Annotated in this window: 22 protein-coding genes; 1 reads left to right on the forward strand and 21 read right to left on the reverse strand. The window is 65.3% G+C overall.

The genetic code is table 11. The features are described 5' to 3' along the window. Positions 1–93: 93 nt before the first annotated feature. The 15 genes from nuoK to ndhC all read right to left on the reverse strand — a co-directional run bounded on the left by nuoK (position 94) and on the right by ndhC (position 11,244). Positions 94–399: an NADH-quinone oxidoreductase subunit NuoK gene (gene nuoK / locus VGD28_RS11440; RefSeq protein ID WP_331028471.1), complete on the reverse strand. Its 306-nt coding sequence runs from the start codon at positions 397–399 to the stop codon at positions 94–96. After that, positions 396–1,022, reverse strand: coding sequence for an NADH-quinone oxidoreductase subunit J (locus VGD28_RS11445; protein ID WP_331028472.1), 627 nt, complete (start codon positions 1,020–1,022; stop codon positions 396–398). Before VGD28_RS11445 ends, nuoK begins: the two co-directional genes overlap by 4 nt. A gap of 129 nt (positions 1,023–1,151) precedes the next feature. Continuing rightward, the gene (gene nuoI, locus VGD28_RS11450; protein ID WP_331028473.1) at positions 1,152–1,637 is read right to left on the reverse strand and encodes an NADH-quinone oxidoreductase subunit NuoI; all 486 of its coding nucleotides are present in this window, start codon (positions 1,635–1,637) and stop codon (positions 1,152–1,154) included. After that, positions 1,634–2,695 carry an NADH-quinone oxidoreductase subunit NuoH gene (gene nuoH / locus VGD28_RS11455; protein WP_331028474.1) on the reverse strand — a complete coding sequence of 354 codons (1,062 nt, stop codon included), beginning with the start codon at positions 2,693–2,695 and terminating at the stop codon, positions 1,634–1,636. The genes nuoI and nuoH overlap by 4 nt, the downstream gene beginning before the upstream one ends. A gap of 106 nt (positions 2,696–2,801) precedes the next feature. Further along, the gene (nuoG, locus tag VGD28_RS11460; protein ID WP_331028475.1) at positions 2,802–4,808 is read right to left on the reverse strand and encodes an NADH-quinone oxidoreductase subunit NuoG; all 2,007 of its coding nucleotides are present in this window, start codon (positions 4,806–4,808) and stop codon (positions 2,802–2,804) included. Then, a complete protein-coding gene (gene nuoF / locus VGD28_RS11465; RefSeq protein WP_331028476.1) occupies positions 4,808–6,112 on the reverse strand; it encodes an NADH-quinone oxidoreductase subunit NuoF in 1,305 nt (434 codons plus the stop codon). Before nuoF ends, nuoG begins: the two co-directional genes overlap by 1 nt. After that, a complete protein-coding gene (locus VGD28_RS11470) occupies positions 6,113–6,283 on the reverse strand; it encodes a hypothetical protein (RefSeq protein WP_265116789.1) in 171 nt (56 codons plus the stop codon). Then, positions 6,280–6,462, reverse strand: a complete 183-nt coding sequence (locus tag VGD28_RS11475) for a hypothetical protein (protein WP_331028477.1) — start codon at positions 6,460–6,462, stop codon at positions 6,280–6,282. Before VGD28_RS11475 ends, VGD28_RS11470 begins: the two co-directional genes overlap by 4 nt. Further along, positions 6,462–7,130, reverse strand: coding sequence for an NAD(P)H-dependent oxidoreductase subunit E (locus VGD28_RS11480; RefSeq protein WP_331028478.1), 669 nt, complete (start codon positions 7,128–7,130; stop codon positions 6,462–6,464). The genes VGD28_RS11475 and VGD28_RS11480 overlap by 1 nt, the downstream gene beginning before the upstream one ends. Beyond that, the gene (locus VGD28_RS11485) at positions 7,130–7,435 is read right to left on the reverse strand and encodes a nuclear transport factor 2 family protein (RefSeq protein WP_331028615.1); all 306 of its coding nucleotides are present in this window, start codon (positions 7,433–7,435) and stop codon (positions 7,130–7,132) included. Before VGD28_RS11485 ends, VGD28_RS11480 begins: the two co-directional genes overlap by 1 nt. A gap of 26 nt (positions 7,436–7,461) precedes the next feature. Continuing rightward, a complete protein-coding gene (locus VGD28_RS11490; RefSeq protein ID WP_331028479.1) occupies positions 7,462–8,697 on the reverse strand; it encodes an NADH-quinone oxidoreductase subunit D in 1,236 nt (411 codons plus the stop codon). A 120-nt stretch (positions 8,698–8,817) separates the two neighbouring features. Continuing rightward, entirely contained in the window at positions 8,818–9,729 is a 912-nt protein-coding gene (locus VGD28_RS11495) for an NADH-quinone oxidoreductase subunit C (RefSeq protein ID WP_331028480.1), read from the reverse strand. Further along, the gene (locus VGD28_RS11500; RefSeq protein ID WP_331028481.1) at positions 9,726–10,316 is read right to left on the reverse strand and encodes a hypothetical protein; all 591 of its coding nucleotides are present in this window, start codon (positions 10,314–10,316) and stop codon (positions 9,726–9,728) included. Before VGD28_RS11500 ends, VGD28_RS11495 begins: the two co-directional genes overlap by 4 nt. Further along, positions 10,313–10,840 carry an NADH-quinone oxidoreductase subunit B family protein gene (locus VGD28_RS11505; RefSeq protein ID WP_331028616.1) on the reverse strand — a complete coding sequence of 176 codons (528 nt, stop codon included), beginning with the start codon at positions 10,838–10,840 and terminating at the stop codon, positions 10,313–10,315. Before VGD28_RS11505 ends, VGD28_RS11500 begins: the two co-directional genes overlap by 4 nt. Positions 10,841–10,869: 29 nt before the next feature. After that, complete coding sequence (ndhC, locus tag VGD28_RS11510) at positions 10,870–11,244, reverse strand: NADH-quinone oxidoreductase subunit A (protein WP_066576035.1); 375 nt, start codon at positions 11,242–11,244, stop codon at positions 10,870–10,872. Positions 11,245–11,404: 160 nt separating this feature from the next. Between ndhC and VGD28_RS11515 the strand changes: the two genes are divergently transcribed. Then, entirely contained in the window at positions 11,405–11,881 is a 477-nt protein-coding gene (locus tag VGD28_RS11515; RefSeq protein ID WP_331028482.1) for a YbjN domain-containing protein, read from the forward strand. A gap of 51 nt (positions 11,882–11,932) precedes the next feature. On the opposite strand, the gene VGD28_RS11520 is transcribed toward VGD28_RS11515, so the two are convergent. From VGD28_RS11520 to thiE, 6 genes are all read right to left on the reverse strand, one after another. Further along, complete coding sequence (locus tag VGD28_RS11520) at positions 11,933–12,748, reverse strand: inositol monophosphatase family protein (RefSeq protein ID WP_331028483.1); 816 nt, start codon at positions 12,746–12,748, stop codon at positions 11,933–11,935. 126 nt (positions 12,749–12,874) lie between these two features. Then, positions 12,875–13,438: an elongation factor P gene (gene efp / locus VGD28_RS11525; RefSeq protein WP_331028484.1), complete on the reverse strand. Its 564-nt coding sequence runs from the start codon at positions 13,436–13,438 to the stop codon at positions 12,875–12,877. Between the two features lie 189 nt (positions 13,439–13,627). Then, positions 13,628–14,218, reverse strand: a complete 591-nt coding sequence (locus tag VGD28_RS11530; protein WP_331028485.1) for a M23 family metallopeptidase — start codon at positions 14,216–14,218, stop codon at positions 13,628–13,630. After that, positions 14,215–15,219, reverse strand: coding sequence for a L,D-transpeptidase family protein (locus VGD28_RS11535; protein WP_331028486.1), 1,005 nt, complete (start codon positions 15,217–15,219; stop codon positions 14,215–14,217). The genes VGD28_RS11530 and VGD28_RS11535 overlap by 4 nt, the downstream gene beginning before the upstream one ends. A gap of 79 nt (positions 15,220–15,298) precedes the next feature. Further along, entirely contained in the window at positions 15,299–15,706 is a 408-nt protein-coding gene (locus tag VGD28_RS11540) for a low affinity iron permease family protein (protein WP_331028487.1), read from the reverse strand. Between the two features lie 13 nt (positions 15,707–15,719). Further along, complete coding sequence (thiE, locus tag VGD28_RS11545; protein WP_331028488.1) at positions 15,720–16,409, reverse strand: thiamine phosphate synthase; 690 nt, start codon at positions 16,407–16,409, stop codon at positions 15,720–15,722. Between the last annotated feature and the right edge of the window lie 19 nt (positions 16,410–16,428).

Genomic DNA, 16,428 nt, shown 5'->3' on the forward strand with positions numbered 1-16,428 from the left:
CCCCAGCGAAAGCTGGGGTCTCACGCCACAGGAGGGCGCGCTGGAGGAGGGAGATGCCAGCTTTCGCTGGCATGACGAGCTTCTTCACGCGCATCAGCCCTTCATCCGATTGACGTCGTCGACCGAGATCGTGCCGCGGCCGCGGAAGTAGATGACGAGGATGGCGAGCCCGATCGCGGCCTCACCCGCGGCGACGGTCAGCACGAACATCGCGAAGATCTGGCCGACCAAGTCGCCCAGCGCCGCGCTGAACGCCACCAGGTTCAGGTTCACCGACAGCAGGATCAGCTCGATCGCCATCAGGATGACGATGAGGTTCTTGCGGTTCATGAAGATGCCGAGCACGCCCATCGTGAACAGGACGGCGCTGACGACGAGATAGTGGGTCAGGCCGATCACAGCTCCACCCCCTGCCCGACTGGCTGATTGACCTTGCGGATGGCGTCCTCCGAACGGCGGCTGACCTGACGCCAGACATTCTGCTTCATCACCCCGCCGCGCTGGCGGTGGGTGAGGACGATCGCACCGATCATCGCAACGAGCAGGACGAAGCCGGCGGCCTCGAAAATGTAGAGATAGCGGGTGTAGAGGACCATCCCCATCGCCTTGATGTTGGGGACCTGGCCCAACGCAGTGCCGGCATCGACGGGCGCAACGCGGTTGGCGAGATCGACGCCACCGGCGCTCCACGCCCCGACGCCGATGATGACCTCAGCCGCCAGCACGACCGCAAGCGCCAGGCCGAACATGGCGTAGCGGACGAAGCCGGCGCGCAGCTCGGCGAAGTCGATGTCGAGCATCATCACGACGAACAGGAACAGCACCGCGACCGCGCCGACATAGACGATGACGAGCAGCATCGCGATGAACTCGGCGCCTGCGATGACCATCAGCCCCGCCGCGTTGAAGAAGGCGAGGATCAGCCACAACACCGAATGGACCGGGTTGCGCGCGGTGATCGTCATCGCAGCGGCGAGGATCACCACCGCGGCGAACAGATAAAAGGCGATTGCCTGGATCATGGCAGAAACTGAGCCCCCAAACCCCGTTCGGGCTGAGCCTGTCGAAGCCCTGCCCTTCTTCCTGGAGAAAAGAACAGCCCTTCGACAAGCTCAGGGCGAACGGAGGTGATTCCAAAAGTCATGGCGCGCTTACCGGTACGGTGCATCGGCGGCAAGGTTCGCGGCGATCGCGCGCTCCCAGCGGTCGCCGTTCGCGAGCAGCTTGTCCTTGTGGTAGATCAGCTCCTCGCGGGTTTCGGTCGCGAACTCGAAATTCGGCCCCTCGACGATCGCATCGACCGGGCAGGCTTCCTGGCACAGGCCGCAATAGATGCACTTGGTCATGTCGATGTCGTAGCGCGTGGTGCGGCGGCTACCGTCCTCGCGCGGCTCGGCCTCGATCGTGATGGCGAGCGCCGGGCAGATCGCCTCGCACAGTTTGCACGCGATGCAGCGCTCCTCGCCATTCGGATAACGGCGCAGCGCATGCTCGCCGCGGAAGCGGGGCGAGATCGGGTTCTTCTCGTACGGGTAGTTGATCGTCGCCTTGGGCTTGAAGAAATATTTCAAGGTGAGGGCATGCGCCTTCACGAACTCCCACAGGGTGAACGAACGGACGAGTTGGGCGACGCTCATGCGGCAACTCCGACACGGGTCAACATGAGATACCCGGAAACGAGGAACACGAAGATCAGCGACAGCGGCAGGAAGATCTTCCAGCCCAGCCGCATCAGCTGGTCGTAGCGGAAGCGTGGGACGGTGGCCTTCACCCAGCTGAACATGAAGAAGAAGACCAGGATCTTGATGAACAGCCAGATGATGCCCGGAATATCGAACCACGGGATCAGATCGATGTTCATCGGCGGAAGATAGCCGCCCCAGAACAGCACCGCGTTGAGCGTGCACATCAGGATGACGTTGGCGTATTCACCGAGCCAGTAGAGCGCGAAGGCCATCGACGAATATTCGGTCTGATAGCCCGCGACGAGCTCCGATTCCGCCTCGGTCAGGTCGAACGGCGCGCGGCCGGTCTCGGCCAGCGCCGAGATGAAGAACACGATCGACATCGGGAACAGCAGCGGGTTGAAGCCGAAGCCGTTGAGGAAGCCGAGGACGTGGCCCTGCTGCGCGTTGACGATCTCCGACAGGTTGAACGAGCCGGCCCACAGCACCATCGCGATCAGCACGAAGCCGATCGAGACCTCGTAACTCACCATCTGCGCCGCGGCGCGGATCGCCGAGTAGAACGGGTATTTCGAGTTCGACGCCCAGCCGGCGAGGATGATGCCGTACACGCCCAGCGACGAGGCGGCGAGGATGTAGAGCAGGCCGATGTTGATGTTCGACAGCACCACGCCCGCCTGGAACGGCACCACCGCCCACACGATCAGCGCGACGGTGAAGGTGATGATCGGCGCGAGCAGGAACAGGCCCTTGTTGGCGCTCGACGGGATGATGGTTTCCTGAAGGAAGACCTTGAGGCCATCCGCGAAGGACTGGAGCAGGCCGAGCGGGCCGACCACGTTGGGGCCGCGACGCAGCGCCATCGCCGCCCAGATCTTGCGGTCGGCATAGATGATCATCGCCACCGCGAGCATCAGCGGGAGGGCGATGACAAGGATGCCGATGATGGTGGCGGTGAACCACGCCCATTCATAGGGCATGCCGAACCAGGATTGGAAAGCAGCGGTCATGGGAACATACCCGTCACCCCAGCGAAAGCTGGGGTCTCAAGAGGATTGAGCGCGCCCTTGCGGCACGAGACCCCAGCTTTCGCTGGGGTGACGAATTGGCGGCGCATCATTCTGCCGCCTCCGCGAAGTCCTGGCCGTGGATCAGCTCGGCCGAGCAACGCTGCATCGTCGGCGAGGCGCGGCAGATGGCGTTGGTGAGGTAGAAGTCGGCGATCGGGTAAGCGACCTCGCCTTCGCCTTTGGCGTCGAGCGCCGGGGGGTTCCACTCGAACGACGCAAGGCCTTCCTGCGCCAGCGCCGGGGTGTCGGCGAACATCTGGGCGCGGAGCTGTTCGAAGCTGTCGAACGGCAGCGTCTTGCCGAGCTTCTCCGAGAGGGCGCGCAGGATCGTCCAGTCCTCACGTGCATCGCCGGGCGCGAACACGGCCTTGTCGCCGCGCTGCACGCGCCCTTCGAGGTTGACGTAGGTACCGGGCTTCTCGGCATAGCTGGCGCCGGGCAGGATCACGTCCGCCGCATGGGCGCCCTTGTCGCCATGATGGCCGATATAGACATTGAAGCTGTTGGCGAACTTGGAGAAATCCACCTCGTCGGCGCCGAGGAAGAAGGTCAGCTTGGGCTGCGCGGCGACGATGTCGGCGATGCCGCCCTTCATCGCGAAGCCGAGCATCAGCCCGCCCATCCGGCTCGCCGCCATGTGCAGCACGTTGAAGCCGTTCCAGCCCTCACGGACGAGGTTCAGCTTCTTGGCGAGCGCGAGCGCCGCGCCATGACCGTTCTTGAGCGCCGCGCCGCCGACGATGACCATCGGGCGCGTCGCGTCCTTGAACGCATCGGCCGCGGCCTTGGGTAGCTTGCCGAGCAGGCCGAGATCGTTGCCGAGCCATTCGACCTTGTAGGTGAGGTCGGTTTCGGGGCCGATCGCGAAGACCTTGGCGCCCTTCTTGATCGCCTTGCGCACGCGGGTGTTCACCAGCGGCGCTTCCCAGCGCAGATTGGTGCCGACGAGCAGGACGACGTCGGCATCCTCGACACCCGCGATGGTGGTGTTGAAGTTGACCGCGGCCATGCTGGTCGCGTCATAGGCCATGCCGGTCTGGCGGCCTTCGAGCAGATCCGAGCCGAACGACTTGACCAGCGCCTTGGCGGCGAAGATCGTCTCGCAATCGAGCAGGTCGCCATGGATCGCGGCGACCTTGTCCCCCGCCCCCTTGGCGGCGACGGCGATTGCCTCGAACGCCTCGTCCCAGCTCGCCTCGACCAGCTTGCCGTCGCGGCGGACATAGGGCTTGTCGAGGCGGCGGAAGCTCAAGCCATCAACGTGATGGCGCGTCTTGTCGTGCGCCCATTCCTCGTTCACGTCCTCGTTGATCCGCGGCAGCGCGCGCAGCACGCCGCGGCCGCGGCTGTCGATGCGGATGTTGGTGCCGACGGCATCCATCACGTCGATCGCGAAGGTCTTCTTGAGCTCCCACGGCCGGGCTTCGAACGCATAGGGCTTCGACGTCAGCGCACCCACCGGGCAGAGGTCGACGACGTTGCCCGACAGCTCCGAGGTGACCGCCTTCTCCAGATAAGAGGTGATCTGCATATTCTCGCCGCGATAGAGCGCGCCGATCTCCTCGACCCCCGCGACTTCCTCGGCGAAGCGCACGCAGCGCGTGCACTGGATGCAACGGGTCATCACCGTCTTGACGATGGGACCCATATATTTCTCGGTCACCGCGCGCTTGTTCTCGGTGTAGCGCGAATGGCCGCGCCCATAGGCGATCGACTGGTCCTGCAGGTCGCACTCGCCGCCCTGATCGCAGATCGGGCAATCGAGCGGGTGGTTGATCAGCAGGAACTCCATCACGCCCTCGCGCGCGGCCTTGACCATCGCGCTGTCGGTGCGGATTTCCTGGTTGTCGGCGGCGGGAAGCGCGCACGACGCCTGCGGCTTGGGCGGCCCCGGCTTCACCTCGACCAGGCACATGCGGCAATTGCCGGCGATGCTCAGGCGCTCGTGATAGCAGAAACGCGGGATTTCCTTGCCGGCGGCCTCGCACGCCTGGAGCACGGTGGCGCCCTGCGGAACTTCGACCTCGATCCCGTCTACGGTAACCTTGGGCATTACTCTGCTGCCTCTTGCATCGGCGACAGACCGCCGCCCTGCTTTTCGATGATGCGGCGCTCGATCTCGGGCCGGAAGTGGCGGATCAGGCCCTGGATCGGCCATGCCGCCGCGTCGCCCAGCGCGCAGATGGTGTGGCCTTCGACCTGCTTGGTGACGTTGAACAGCGTGTCGATCTCGCTGATGTCGGCGTCGCCGGTGCGCAGCCGCTCCATCACGCGCCACATCCAGCCGGTGCCCTCACGGCACGGGGTGCACTGGCCGCAGCTCTCATGCTTGTAGAAGTAGGAGATGCGGCTGATCGCCTTCACGATGTCGGTGGACTTGTCCATGACGATGATCGCCGCGGTGCCGAGGCCCGAGCCGAGCGCGCGCAGGCCGTCAAAGTCCATCGGCGCGTCCATGATCTGCGCGGCCGGGACGAGCGGGACCGAGGAGCCGCCGGGGATCACCGCGAGGAGATTGTCCCAGCCGCCGCGGATGCCGCCGCAATGCTTCTCGATCAGCTCGCGGAAGGGAATGCTCATCGCTTCCTCGACCACGCACGGCTTTTCGACATGGCCGCTGATCTGGAACAGCTTGGTGCCACGGTTATTCTCGTTGCCGAAGCTGGCGAACCATTCGGGCGAACGGCGCAGGATCGTCGGGGCGACCGCGATGCTCTCGACATTGTTCACCGTGGTCGGGCAGCCATAGAGGCCCGCGCCTGCCGGGAACGGGGGCTTCAAGCGCGGCTGACCCTTCTTGCCCTCCAGGCTCTCGATCATCGCGGTCTCTTCGCCGCAGATGTAGGCGCCCGCGCCGCGGTGGCAGAAGACGTCGAAGTCGTAGCCCGAGCCGCAGGCGTTCTTGCCGAGCAGGCCCTTGGCGTAGGCCTCCTCGATCGCCTTGAACAGCGTTTCGGCCTCGCGGATATATTCCCCGCGGATGTAGATGTACGCCGCCCGCGCGCGCATCGCGAAGCCCGCGACCAGCGCGCCTTCGAGCAGCAAATGCGGGTCGTGGCGGATGATCTCACGATCCTTGCACGAGCCCGGCTCGGACTCGTCGGCGTTGATGACGAGGAAGCTGGGACGCTCGGGCGTCGGGTTCTTGGGCATGAAGGACCACTTCATGCCGGTGGGGAAGCCCGCGCCGCCCCGACCGCGCAGGCCCGACGCCTTGATCTTCTCGATGATCGTATCGGGACCAAGTTCGAGTAGCTTCTTCGTATTGTCCCACGCGCCGCGCTTGACGGCAGCATCGAGGGTCCACGGCTGATAGCCGTAGAGGTTGGTGAAGATGCGATCCTTGTCAGCGAGCACTTAGCGAGGCCCCCCGATGCGCTTGTTGTCCTTGACCGCGAGATACACGGCCACGCCGATGCCGATCAGCAACAGCGGCACGAAGAGCTTGACGGCGAGCTTGAGCACCCAGCCGAGAACGACGATGCCGCCGATGATCGCGAGGATCGTGATGAGCGTGTTCTTGTTCATGCCTTATGCTCCGGACCAGAGGCGCCAGCCTTGCTCGACGGAAGGAGGCGAAGCGCGCCGAACAGGACGGCGAGGATCAGCCAGACGATCCAGTTGCCGCCCTGCAGGAACTTGAGGACCGCCAGCATCAGGAAGATGATGGCGATGAGCGGCAGGCTCTTCTTGACGGGTTCCGGCATCACCATTCCCCCCGGTAGTCGTGGTTGGCATCGACCATGGCCTTGAGGCTGGTCGGCCCGCCGAGCGGCTCGACGGTGTGGCGACCCGGCTCCTGCGTGCCCGCCCTGGGCTGTTGCCCGCTGGCCAGCGCGTCGAGGATCGCGACGGTGCGGTCGTAGTCGAGATCCTCGTAATTGTCGTCGTTGATCTGCACCATCGGCGCCGACGCGCAATTGCCCATGCACTCGACCTCGGTCAGCGTGAACAGGCCGTCGGGCGTGGTCTTGCCCTTCTGCATGCCGCGATTCTTGCACGCGGCGAAGACGTCGTCCGACCCGCGCAGCCAGCACGGCGTCGTGCCGCACACCTGGACATGGTATTTGCCCACCGGATGCAGGTTGAACATGGTGTAGAAGGTCGCGACCTCGAGCACGCGGATCACCGCGAGGTCGAGCTCACGCGCGACGAACTCGATCACCGGGATCGGCAGCCAGCCCTGGGTATCGGTCTCCGCACCGACCTGACGCTGGGCGAGGTCGAGATAGGGGATGGTGCAGCTCTGCTGCCGTCCGGCGGGATAGCGCGCGCGGATGGTCTTCGCCTTCTCGGCGTTCTCGGCCGTCCAGGCGAACCCGCCCCAGCGTGCGCGGATTTCCGGCGTGTCTTCGATTGCGTTTGCGTCGGCCATTAGCGGATGAACTCCACGCGGCTCACCTTGTCGCCGCTGAAGGTGTAGATGGACATGACCTCGAACTGCTCGCCATCGGGCGCGCGCGAGACCGTTTCGTGGAGCAGCACCGTTTCGCCCAGCTCGTAGCTGGCGAGGATGTCGGCGCGGTTCTGCGGGAATTGTGCGAACATCGCTTTGAGGCCCGAGCGGACGCCTTCCCTGCCCTCGCGCAGCACGGCGCCGCGATAGCCCGCCTCGCAGGCATCCTCGGTCATCAGCGTGACATAGCCGTCGGCATCCTGCGCATTGTAGCGCGCGATCATCTCGTGCGCGGTGGCGATGCGGGTGCTCACCGGTCGCACTCCCCGAACACGATATCCATCGCGCCCAGAATCGCGGTGATGTCGGCGAGCATGTGGCCGCGCGACATGAAGTCCATCGCCTGGAGGTGGCTGAACGCGGTCGGGCGGATCTTGCAGCGGTACGGCTTATTCGAGCCGTCCGAGACCATGTAGATGCCGAACTCGCCCTTGGGGCTTTCGGTCGCGACATAGACTTCGCCCGCGGGGACGTGGAAGCCCTCGGTATAGAGCTTGAAGTGATGGATCAGCGCTTCCATCGACTGCTTCATCTCGGCGCGCTTGGGCGGCACCACCTTGCGGTCGAGCGAGGCGATCGGGCCGGACGGCATCTCGTTCAGGCACTGACGCATGATGCGCGCGGACTGATAGACCTCCTCGACGCGGACCATGAAGCGGTCGTAGCAGTCGCCGCGGGTGCCGACGGGGATGTCGAACTCCATGCGGTCGTACACGTCATAGGGCTGCGACTTGCGCAAATCCCAGGGCAGGCCGGCGCCGCGGATCATCGGGCCGGAGAAGCCCCATTTGATCGCGTCCTCCTTGGAAACGATGGCGATATCGACGTTGCGCTGCTTGAAGATGCGGTTCTCCGCGACCAGGCTGATCGCGTCGCCGAACAGCTGCGGCAGACGCTTGTCGAGCCAGTCGGCGATGTCGGTGAGCAGCTTGAGCGGCACGTCCTGATGGACGCCGCCCGGGCGCAGGTAATTGTGGTGCATGCGCGCGCCGGACATCCGCTCGAAGAAGTTGAGGCAGTCCTCGCGGATCTCGAACATCCACAGGTTCGGCGTCATCGCGCCGACGTCCATCACGTGGCTGCCGAGATTGAGCATGTGATTGCAGATGCGGGTCAGCTCGGCGAAGAAGACGCGGAGGTACTGGGCGCGGACCGGAACCTCAAGGTCCAGCAGCTTCTCGACCGCGAGGACGAAGCTGTGCTCCATCGCCAGCGGCGAGCAATAATCGAGGCGATCCATGTACGGGAGCGCCTGGGTATAGGTCTTGTACTCGATCAGCTTCTCAGTGCCGCGGTGGAGCAGGCCGACATGCGGATCGATCCGCTCGATGATCTCGCCGTCCAGCTCGGTGACGAGGCGCAGCACGCCATGCGCCGCCGGGTGCTGCGGGCCGAAGTTGATCGTGTAGTTGGCGATCTGGGTGTCGCCCACGGTCGGATCGGACGCATCGGTGCGGTGCGCGATTTCGTCGAGATACTCAGCCACGAAACACCCCCCGGCCGTTCGGACTGAGCTTGTCGAAGCCCTGCCCCTTGGCGCCGGCAGAAAGAGAAGAACGGCCCTTCGGCAAGCTCAGGGCGAACGGGAAAAGATTGGACAAAGCCATCACTGGTTCTGCCCCTTGCCCTTGGTCGGAACCACGTCAGGGTCCTTGGGCTTCGACTTGCGCCTGTTGCCCGGGTGCGGCTCGCCCGCGCCGGTCTGGGCAGTCGAGTCGACTGTCTTGGCGGTCTTGGCGCGCGGCCTGGTCACTTTCTTTGCCTTGGCACCAGCCTTCCGCACCTCGTCGGCGGTCACCGGCGAGGGCGCACCCTTGGCCTGCGGCACCGCCGGTGCAGCCGGAGGCGCGGGCGGCGGAGGCGGCGGCGCCTTGCCCTGCGGCGTATCGCCCGGGCCGGGCCCTGCCGCCTTCTCGTCCCCCGGGAGGACGTACTGCGCGCCTTCCCACGGGCTCATAAAGTCGAAGTTGCGGAAGTCCTGCGCGAGCTGGACCGGCTCATAGACGACGCGCTTGGCCTCTTCCGAGTAACGCAGCTCGACGAAGCCCGAGAGCGGGAAGTCCTTGCGCTGCGGGTGGCCGCGAAAGCCATAATCGGTAAGGATGCGGCGCAAATCCTCATTGCCCTCGAACAGCACGCCGTACATGTCGTAGACTTCGCGCTCGAGCCAGCCGGCGACCGGCCAGATCGAGGTGACCGACGGCACCGGCTTCACCTCGTCCGTCGTCACGCGCACGCGGATGCGGTGGTTGCGGGTGTAGCTGAGCAGCATGTAGCAGACGTCGAACCGCTCCGCGCGAGCGGGGTAATCGACGCCCGCAATCTCCATCAGCGCCTGGTACTGGAGCATCGGGTTGTCGCGCAGCGCGATCATCGCCGGAACCAGCGACTCGCGCTTGACGGTCAAATTGACCTCGCCGACCAGATCGGTCGCCTCGGTCAGCATATCGCCGAGCGCGGCCTGCGCGGCCGCGATCACGCCGTCATTTGCGGCGTATCTGGGAGCCGGCGCCCTCATTGCAGAGTCTCCCCGGCGTGAGGATTGGCAACGATACGCCCGTGGCGCGACAGCCAGTGAACTAGCGGCTTGCGATACTCAGGATCCTTCTCGTTGAGCCCAACATAGCCCTCTGGAAGGTCAAGATTGAAGAACACCTCTCCGTAGAGCTCCTCATCTTCCCCATTGTCGAAGAAGAGTTTCATCTTCGTTGGCTCCTCGGCCATCCGTGCCGGATCGCTCATGATACCGACCGCAAGGCACTCGATTTCATTGACGAAGGTGAGAGCGCTGTCTGTCGCCAAGCCGTAATACTCATCCAGCAATTTCAACAGCCGATCACTTCGTTCGCCGCTGGAACCCAGCCATACCGGCCCCCAGTAGCTTCTGAAGGCCTCATCCCCCTCACCGTTCACCTGCTCGCGCCAACCCTGGACTGGCAATCGCGCGCTAAATCCTACGGTTTCCTGTCCATGACGCGCAGTCATCGACAGCACCCAACATGCCTTGCCGGAATCAAAGCTCCGCTCGGCAATCTCGAACGTGAGATCGCACCACGGCTTGGCGCCGTCCTCAAATTCTTCAAGGTTGCAGAACACGTCGATCACCGCGTCACCGTGCCCGAACGGCGGATCTTCCGCTGGAGCTGCATCACGCCGTAAAGCAGCGCCTCGGCGGTCGGCGGGCAGCCGGGGACGTAGATGTCGACCGGCACGATCCGGTCGCAGCCGCGCACGACGCTGTAGCTATAGTGATAATAGCCGCCGCCATTGGCGCAGCTGCCCATCGAGATGACGTATTTGGGCTCCGACATCTGGTCATAGACGCGGCGCAGCGCCGGGGCCATCTTGTTGCACAGCGTGCCCGCGACGATCATCACGTCCGACTGGCGCGGCGAGGCGCGCGGCGCGGCGCCGAAGCGCTCCATGTCGTAGCGCGGCATGTTGACGTGGATCATCTCCACCGCGCAGCAGGCGAGACCGAAGGTCATCCACCACAGCGAGCCGGTGCGCGCCCACTGGAACAGCTCCTCGGTCGAGGTGACGAGGAAGCCCTTGTCGTTGAGCTCGCCGTTGAGGTCGTTGAAGAACCCCTGATCCGGCTGCACCACGGAACCGCCCGTGGGCGGCATGAGGATCGAAGAAGGCTGGTTCACTTGCGTTATTCCCAATCCAGCGCCCCGACCTTCCAGGCATAAGCCAGGCCGAGTGCCAGTTCGCCGATGAAGATCATCATGGAGATCCACGCCGCCCAGCCCAGGTCGAACACGCTGACCGCCCAGGGGTAGAGGAACGCCGCTTCAAGGTCGAAGATGATGAAGAGGATCGCGACCAGGTAGAAGCGCACGTCGAACTGGCTGCGCGAATCCTCGAACGCGGGGAAGCCGCACTCATATTCGGTGAGCTTCTCGGGCGTCGGCTGATGCGCCCCCGTGAAGCGCGCCGCGATCATCGGCAGGAACACGAAGGCGCTCGAAAGCACCAATGCGACCCCCAGAAACAGGAGGATCGGCAGATATTGCGTCAGATCGACCAAGACGGGCTCTCGCGGTTGCGGAATCTTGGGGCCGCTTTAGGCCGATGGGTGGGGGGCATCAAGGGCGGAAACCCTTGAGAATCACTCGCAACTAAGGGGCTTGGCAGACGCCCCCGACCTGTCGCTATGATCGCCGGACACGAATCGAAGGGGGACTTCAATGAGCTGGTTTCGGATCACGGCGATGGCTGCCGTTGCAACTGCCTGCGCCCTGCCCGCGGCGGCGCAGACGATCAACGTCCGCGACCCCGAGCTGGTCGCCGAGCTGCTGCGCAAGGAAGGCTACCAGGCCAAGGTCGACGAGAAGAAGGAAGGCGAGGATCCGGTGATCACCAGCGCCGCTGCGGGCAGCACCTTCGGCATCTATTTCTACAATTGCGAGAAGGGCAAGAACTGCCAGAGCGTGCAATTCTATGCCGGGTTCCAGAAGCCCAAGATGGATCTCGCGCGGGCGAATGCCTGGAACCGGGACAAGCGCTTCGGCCGCGCCTATATCGACAAGGACGGCGATGCGGCGCTCGAGATGGACGTGAACGTCGAGCCCGGCGGCATGCCGCGCGAGCTGTTCGCGGATTCGCTCAACATCTGGTCGGACCTGATCGGCGAGTTCCGCACGCGCGTCTACGCCGCCGAATAGGTCAATCCGCCGCTCCGTCGGCCCGCAGGCCGGCGGAGCGGGTTGCGCGGATCACCGCAGGGCGTTCGCCAGCAGCTTGTGCAGCTTGGAGTGGAGCTGGTCGTTGGCGGCCAGCACCTCGCCCTTGGCGAACGCATTGTCCTGCCCGCGATAGTCGGTGACGAAGCCGCCCGCTTCCTTGACGATCAGGATGCCGGCCGCGATATCCCACGCGTTGAGCTTGCTCTCCCAGAAACCGTCGAACCGGCCCGCGGCGACCCAGGCCAGGTCGAGCGCGGCCGAGCCGAAGCGGCGGATGCCGGCGACTTCGGGCGCGATCGCGCCAAAGATGCGGCTCCACTCGGCGAAATTCCCGTGGCCGAGGAACGGGATCCCGGTGCCGATCAGCGAATCCGCCAGATCCTTGCGCGCCGACACGCGCAGCCGCTGGCCCTGAAGCCACGCGCCCCGGCCCTTCTCGGCCCAGAAGCTCTCGTCGGTGACCGGCTGATAGACATAGCCATGGGTGATTTCCGGCTTGCCCTGTGCACCCCGCGGGTCCTCGACTGCGATCGACATGCAGAAATGCGGGATGCCGTGGAGGAAGTTGCTGGTGCCGTCGAGCGGATCGATGATCCAGCGCGGCTTGTCGGGATCGCCCTCGATCACGCCGCGCTCCTCGACCAGGAAGCCCCAGTCGGGCCGCGCCTTGCGCAGCTCCTCGATCAGCGTGTCCTCGGCGCGCTTGTCGGCCATCGACACGAAGTCGGCCGGCCCCTTGCGGCTGACCTGGAGGTGCTGGACCTCGTTGAAGTCGCGCCGCAACCGCGGCCCCGCCTTGCGCGCGGCACGCTCGATGACGGTGATGAGGCCGGAATGCGAAACCATTTTCTATCCTAGTCTTCAATCCAACGGGCGGGCGCGGGCAAAGCCCGCGCGTCGGGCGAGCTACGCTCGCCGGCCGGGCCGGCGGATCGGGCAGATAGCTCCGCTATCTGTCTCGTCCGCTCGGCCTTAGTCCGCCCGGCGGACGTAGGTCTGCTCGTACACGTCGACGACGATGCGCGTGCCCGACGCGATGTGCGGCGGGACCATGATGCGCACGCCATTGTCGAGCACGGCGGGCTTGTAGCTCGACGAGGCGGTCTGCCCCTTCACCACGGCGTCGGCCTCCACGATCGTCGCCTCGATCGTGTCGGGAAGCTGGACGCTGATCGCCTCTTCCTCATACAGCTCCATCACCACGTCCATGCCGTCCTGCAGGAACGCCGCGGCGTCGCCCAGCAGGTCGCGCGGCAGTGTGGTCTGGTCGTAGGTTTCCTTGTCCATGAAGACGAGGCTGTCGCCCTCAGGGTAGAGGAACTGGAAATCCTTGGTGTCGAGCCGCACGCGCTCGACCGTCTCGGCCGAGCGGAAGCGGACGTTGTTCTTGCGGCCGTCGCGCAGGTTCTTCATCTCGACCTGCATATACGCCCCGCCCTTGCCGGGCTGGGTGTGCTGGATCTTGACCGCGCGCCAGATGCCGCCTTCATATTCGATGATGTTGCCGGGACGGATGTCCACGCCGCTGATCTTCATGGGATCGAACCTACAGTGCTGAGAAAGACGAAGGGCCCTTAGAGCCATTTGCGCGCGGATGGAACCACCCCTTCCGTTCGCCCTGAGCTTGTCGAAGGGCTGCACTTCTTCTCGATCGTTCAAGAAGGGCAAGGCTTCGACAGGCTCAGCCCGAACGGGGAAATGGAATCCCTCCAAGCGGCGCGCGCCTTAGCGGGCAGACGCGTCGCCCGCAAGCAGCGGATAGGGATCGACCGGCCTTCCCTGCCACCAGCGCTCGCCCGGCGCCATCGCCGCGACCCCGAAATGGAGGTGATGGTTGCCTGCCCCGGCGTTGCCGGTGTCCCCTACATAGGCAAGCGTCTCGCCCGCACGCACCGCGCGCCCTTCGGCGACGCCCGCGGCATAGCCGCGAAGATGGGCATAGTAGAGCATCCAGCGACCGCCCGCTGCGCGCTGATAGAGAGTGATCCCGCCCCCGCCCTTCGAGAAATAGAGCTTCTCGACCGTGCCGTCGGCCGCGGCGAGGACTGGCGTGCCGGCCGGCGCCATGATGTCGAGACCCTGATGCCCGCGGACGCCACCGCCGCGCGCCTCGCCCCAGTTGCTGCGGAGCGTCGCGGCATCGACCCCGGCAACGGGCACGATCAATCCCGGTGCGGGCGCGTCGGTCGCGGCGGGCGCCGGCGATGGAGTGGTTTCCGGCTGCGGCTCGATCACGCGGATCGTCGCGGCAAGGAACGCCACCGCTCCGGCAAGGCAGGCGAGCAGCGTCCAGCCGACGATCCGCGGAACGTTCATTCCTGGAAGATCACCGCCGTCCCCGGCTCGACCATCAGCGCGAGCCGCGCGGCGTCCCAATTGGTTAGGCGCACGCAGCCATGGCTCTGCGTCCGGCCGATCAGATGCGGCTCGGGCGTGCCGTGGATGCCGTAATGCTCCTTGGAAAGGTCGATCCACACCACGCCGACCGGGCTGTTGGGGCCGGGGGGCAGCAACGCCGCCGGCTTCTTGTCGGAAACGTCCCAGAACAGCTTGGGATTATAGTGGAATTCCGGATTGGTCGCGACGCCGCGAATCTTCCAGCTGCCGATCGGCAGCGGATCGCGCGTGCTGCCGGTGGTGACGCTGAACAGCGCGGCGAGCTTGCCCTGCCGGTTGAACACGCGGAGCACCTTGTCGGACTTGTCGACTACGATCCGCCCCGCCTTGGGCTGGACCGCGCTGACGTTGAGGTCATTGAGCGTCTTGCGCCATTCGGGCTTCAAGTCCGCGGGATAGTCGCGCGACGCGGGGATCGCATTGGGCACCTGAATCGGCACGCCGGGCGCAAGGCGGGTGTCGGGGCTGTTGAGCTCGATCAGCACCTGCGGCGTGGTGTGGAACATCTCCGCCAGCTTCTCGATCGCCGAGCGATAGCCCATCGTCTTGAGCTTGGCCTGCGCCTGCGGGTCCCTGGGCCAGGGGCGGACGAAGGGGCCGGCGAGCGAATCGGCGGTGAGGCGCAACGTACGGGTTGGGCGGATCGCGCGGTGCGCATGCAGCGCCTGGAGCGTGCGCGCATCCATCTTGCCGGTCACGGGCAGCTGGCGCGCAATCTGGAACCCTTCGAGCGCGGCGGTGAGCGACTGCCCTTCACGCCCGTCGAGAATGCCGGGCGAGAAGCCCAGCTGGTCGAGGATCACCTGAACGTGCAGGACGTCGCGATTCAGCGCCGGGGCCGTGTTCCTGGCAGGCGCGGCCGGCTGGACCTGATTCTGGCCGAGCGCGACGCCCGTACCCAGCACCGCCAGCCCGATCATTCCCGCAATCCCTCGCCGCACACCCGCTCTCCACATGGTTTTCAAGGGGATAACGACAAAGCGCGCGCCGAGTTTCCCGTCAATAGCGGTTCCGCAACCTCTCGATCGCCGCGATCGGATGCCCGTCCTCGCCTTCGGCGCATTCCGCTTCCAGCTCGGAACGGATCAGCTCGATCTCGGTATCGCTGCGATGTTCGATGCCGATGAACGGCGTGCGCGCGCCCTCCACCGCACGGATCAGCTCGTCGAGCTTGGCCTGCATCGCTGCCGCGTCACGGTTCTGCGAATTCTGGATCAGGAACACCATCAGGAAGGTGACGATGGTGGTCGAGGTGTTCACGATCAGCTGCCAGGTATCCGAATAATCGAACATCGGACCCGTCGCGCCCCACCCGACGATCAGCAGGAAAGCGATGATGAAGGCGAGCGGCTGGCCGGCAAGCGCCGCGATCCGGCCGGCGACGATGGTGAAGATACGATCGAGCATTCTGCCTCCTGACTCAGGCGCCGGCGAGCAACGCAGCGAAACGGCGGACGGCCTCCGTTTCGTCCGTGTTCCACACCGCGCCTGAAACGGCGAGGAAATCGGCACCGGCGGCGACCAGCGGCGCGGCGTTGTCCGGCGTGATCCCGCCGATCGCGACGCAGGGGACCTCGAACACCGTGGTCCACCAGGAGAGGATCGAGGGATCCGGGCGATGCGTCGTCTCCTTGGTCGCGGTCGGGAAGAACGCGCCGAACGCGACATAGTCGGCCCCCGCCTCCCCCGCTTCCATCGCGAGGTGGCGGCTGTCATGGCAGGTCACGCCGATCTGGACCGAGGGGCCAAGGATCGACCGCGCCTCGCGCGGATCGCCATCCCCCTGCCCCAGATGCACGCCGTCGGCGCCCAGGCGCCTGGTCAGGCTGACGCTGTCGTTGACGATGAACGCCACGTCGCGGTCGGCGCAGATGCGCTGGAGCGGCTCGGCGAGCCGCGCGGCGGCGTGCTGATCGACGTCCTTGACGCGGAATTGGAAGGCCGCGACCGGCCCCGCGTCCAGCGCGCGCGCAAGCCGGCCCCGGAAATCCCCCGCCACGTCGAGCGGAGAGATCAGGTAGAGCTGGCAGGGCGGGCGCTTGTCGTCGCGCTGGAAGCGCTCGGCGAATTGGGGATCGAGCGACAGTTCGTCATCGGTGAAATCGGTCATGCGCGCCTTATAGCCGCTC

It is taken from the genome of Sphingomonas sp., from assembly GCF_036402235.1.
Lineage (GTDB): Bacteria > Pseudomonadota > Alphaproteobacteria > Sphingomonadales > Sphingomonadaceae > Sphingomonas.

Bases quoted from the DNA above. Each gene is read 5' to 3' on its own strand.
- nuoH (WP_331028474.1), bottom strand. From the start codon at position 2,695: ATGACCGCTGCTTTCCAATCCTGGTTCGGCATGCCCTATGAATGGGCG.
- VGD28_RS11475 (WP_331028477.1), bottom strand. From the start codon at position 6,462: ATGCCGGAACCCGTCAAGAAGAGCCTGCCGCTCATCGCCATCATCTTC.
- VGD28_RS11470 (WP_265116789.1), bottom strand. From the start codon at position 6,283: ATGAACAAGAACACGCTCATCACGATCCTCGCGATCATCGGCGGCATC.
- VGD28_RS11495 (WP_331028480.1), bottom strand. From the start codon at position 9,729: ATGAGGGCGCCGGCTCCCAGATACGCCGCAAATGACGGCGTGATCGCG.
- VGD28_RS11505 (WP_331028616.1), bottom strand. From the start codon at position 10,840: ATGCCGCCCACGGGCGGTTCCGTGGTGCAGCCGGATCAGGGGTTCTTC.
- VGD28_RS11535 (WP_331028486.1), bottom strand. From the start codon at position 15,219: ATGATCGGGCTGGCGGTGCTGGGTACGGGCGTCGCGCTCGGCCAGAAT.
- nuoG (WP_331028475.1), bottom strand. From the start codon at position 4,808: ATGCCCAAGGTTACCGTAGACGGGATCGAGGTCGAAGTTCCGCAGGGC.
- VGD28_RS11520 (WP_331028483.1), bottom strand. From the start codon at position 12,748: ATGGTTTCGCATTCCGGCCTCATCACCGTCATCGAGCGTGCCGCGCGC.
- VGD28_RS11530 (WP_331028485.1), bottom strand. From the start codon at position 14,218: ATGAACGTTCCGCGGATCGTCGGCTGGACGCTGCTCGCCTGCCTTGCC.
- VGD28_RS11485 (WP_331028615.1), bottom strand. From the start codon at position 7,435: ATGATCGCGCGCTACAATGCGCAGGATGCCGACGGCTATGTCACGCTG.
- VGD28_RS11445 (WP_331028472.1), bottom strand. From the start codon at position 1,022: ATGATCCAGGCAATCGCCTTTTATCTGTTCGCCGCGGTGGTGATCCTC.
- VGD28_RS11480 (WP_331028478.1), bottom strand. From the start codon at position 7,130: ATGGCCGACGCAAACGCAATCGAAGACACGCCGGAAATCCGCGCACGC.
- nuoI (WP_331028473.1), bottom strand. From the start codon at position 1,637: ATGAGCGTCGCCCAACTCGTCCGTTCGTTCACCCTGTGGGAGTTCGTG.
- thiE (WP_331028488.1), bottom strand. From the start codon at position 16,409: ATGACCGATTTCACCGATGACGAACTGTCGCTCGATCCCCAATTCGCC.
- VGD28_RS11515 (WP_331028482.1), top strand. From the start codon at position 11,405: ATGAGCTGGTTTCGGATCACGGCGATGGCTGCCGTTGCAACTGCCTGC.
- VGD28_RS11540 (WP_331028487.1), bottom strand. From the start codon at position 15,706: ATGCTCGATCGTATCTTCACCATCGTCGCCGGCCGGATCGCGGCGCTT.
- efp (WP_331028484.1), bottom strand. From the start codon at position 13,438: ATGAAGATCAGCGGCGTGGACATCCGTCCCGGCAACATCATCGAATAT.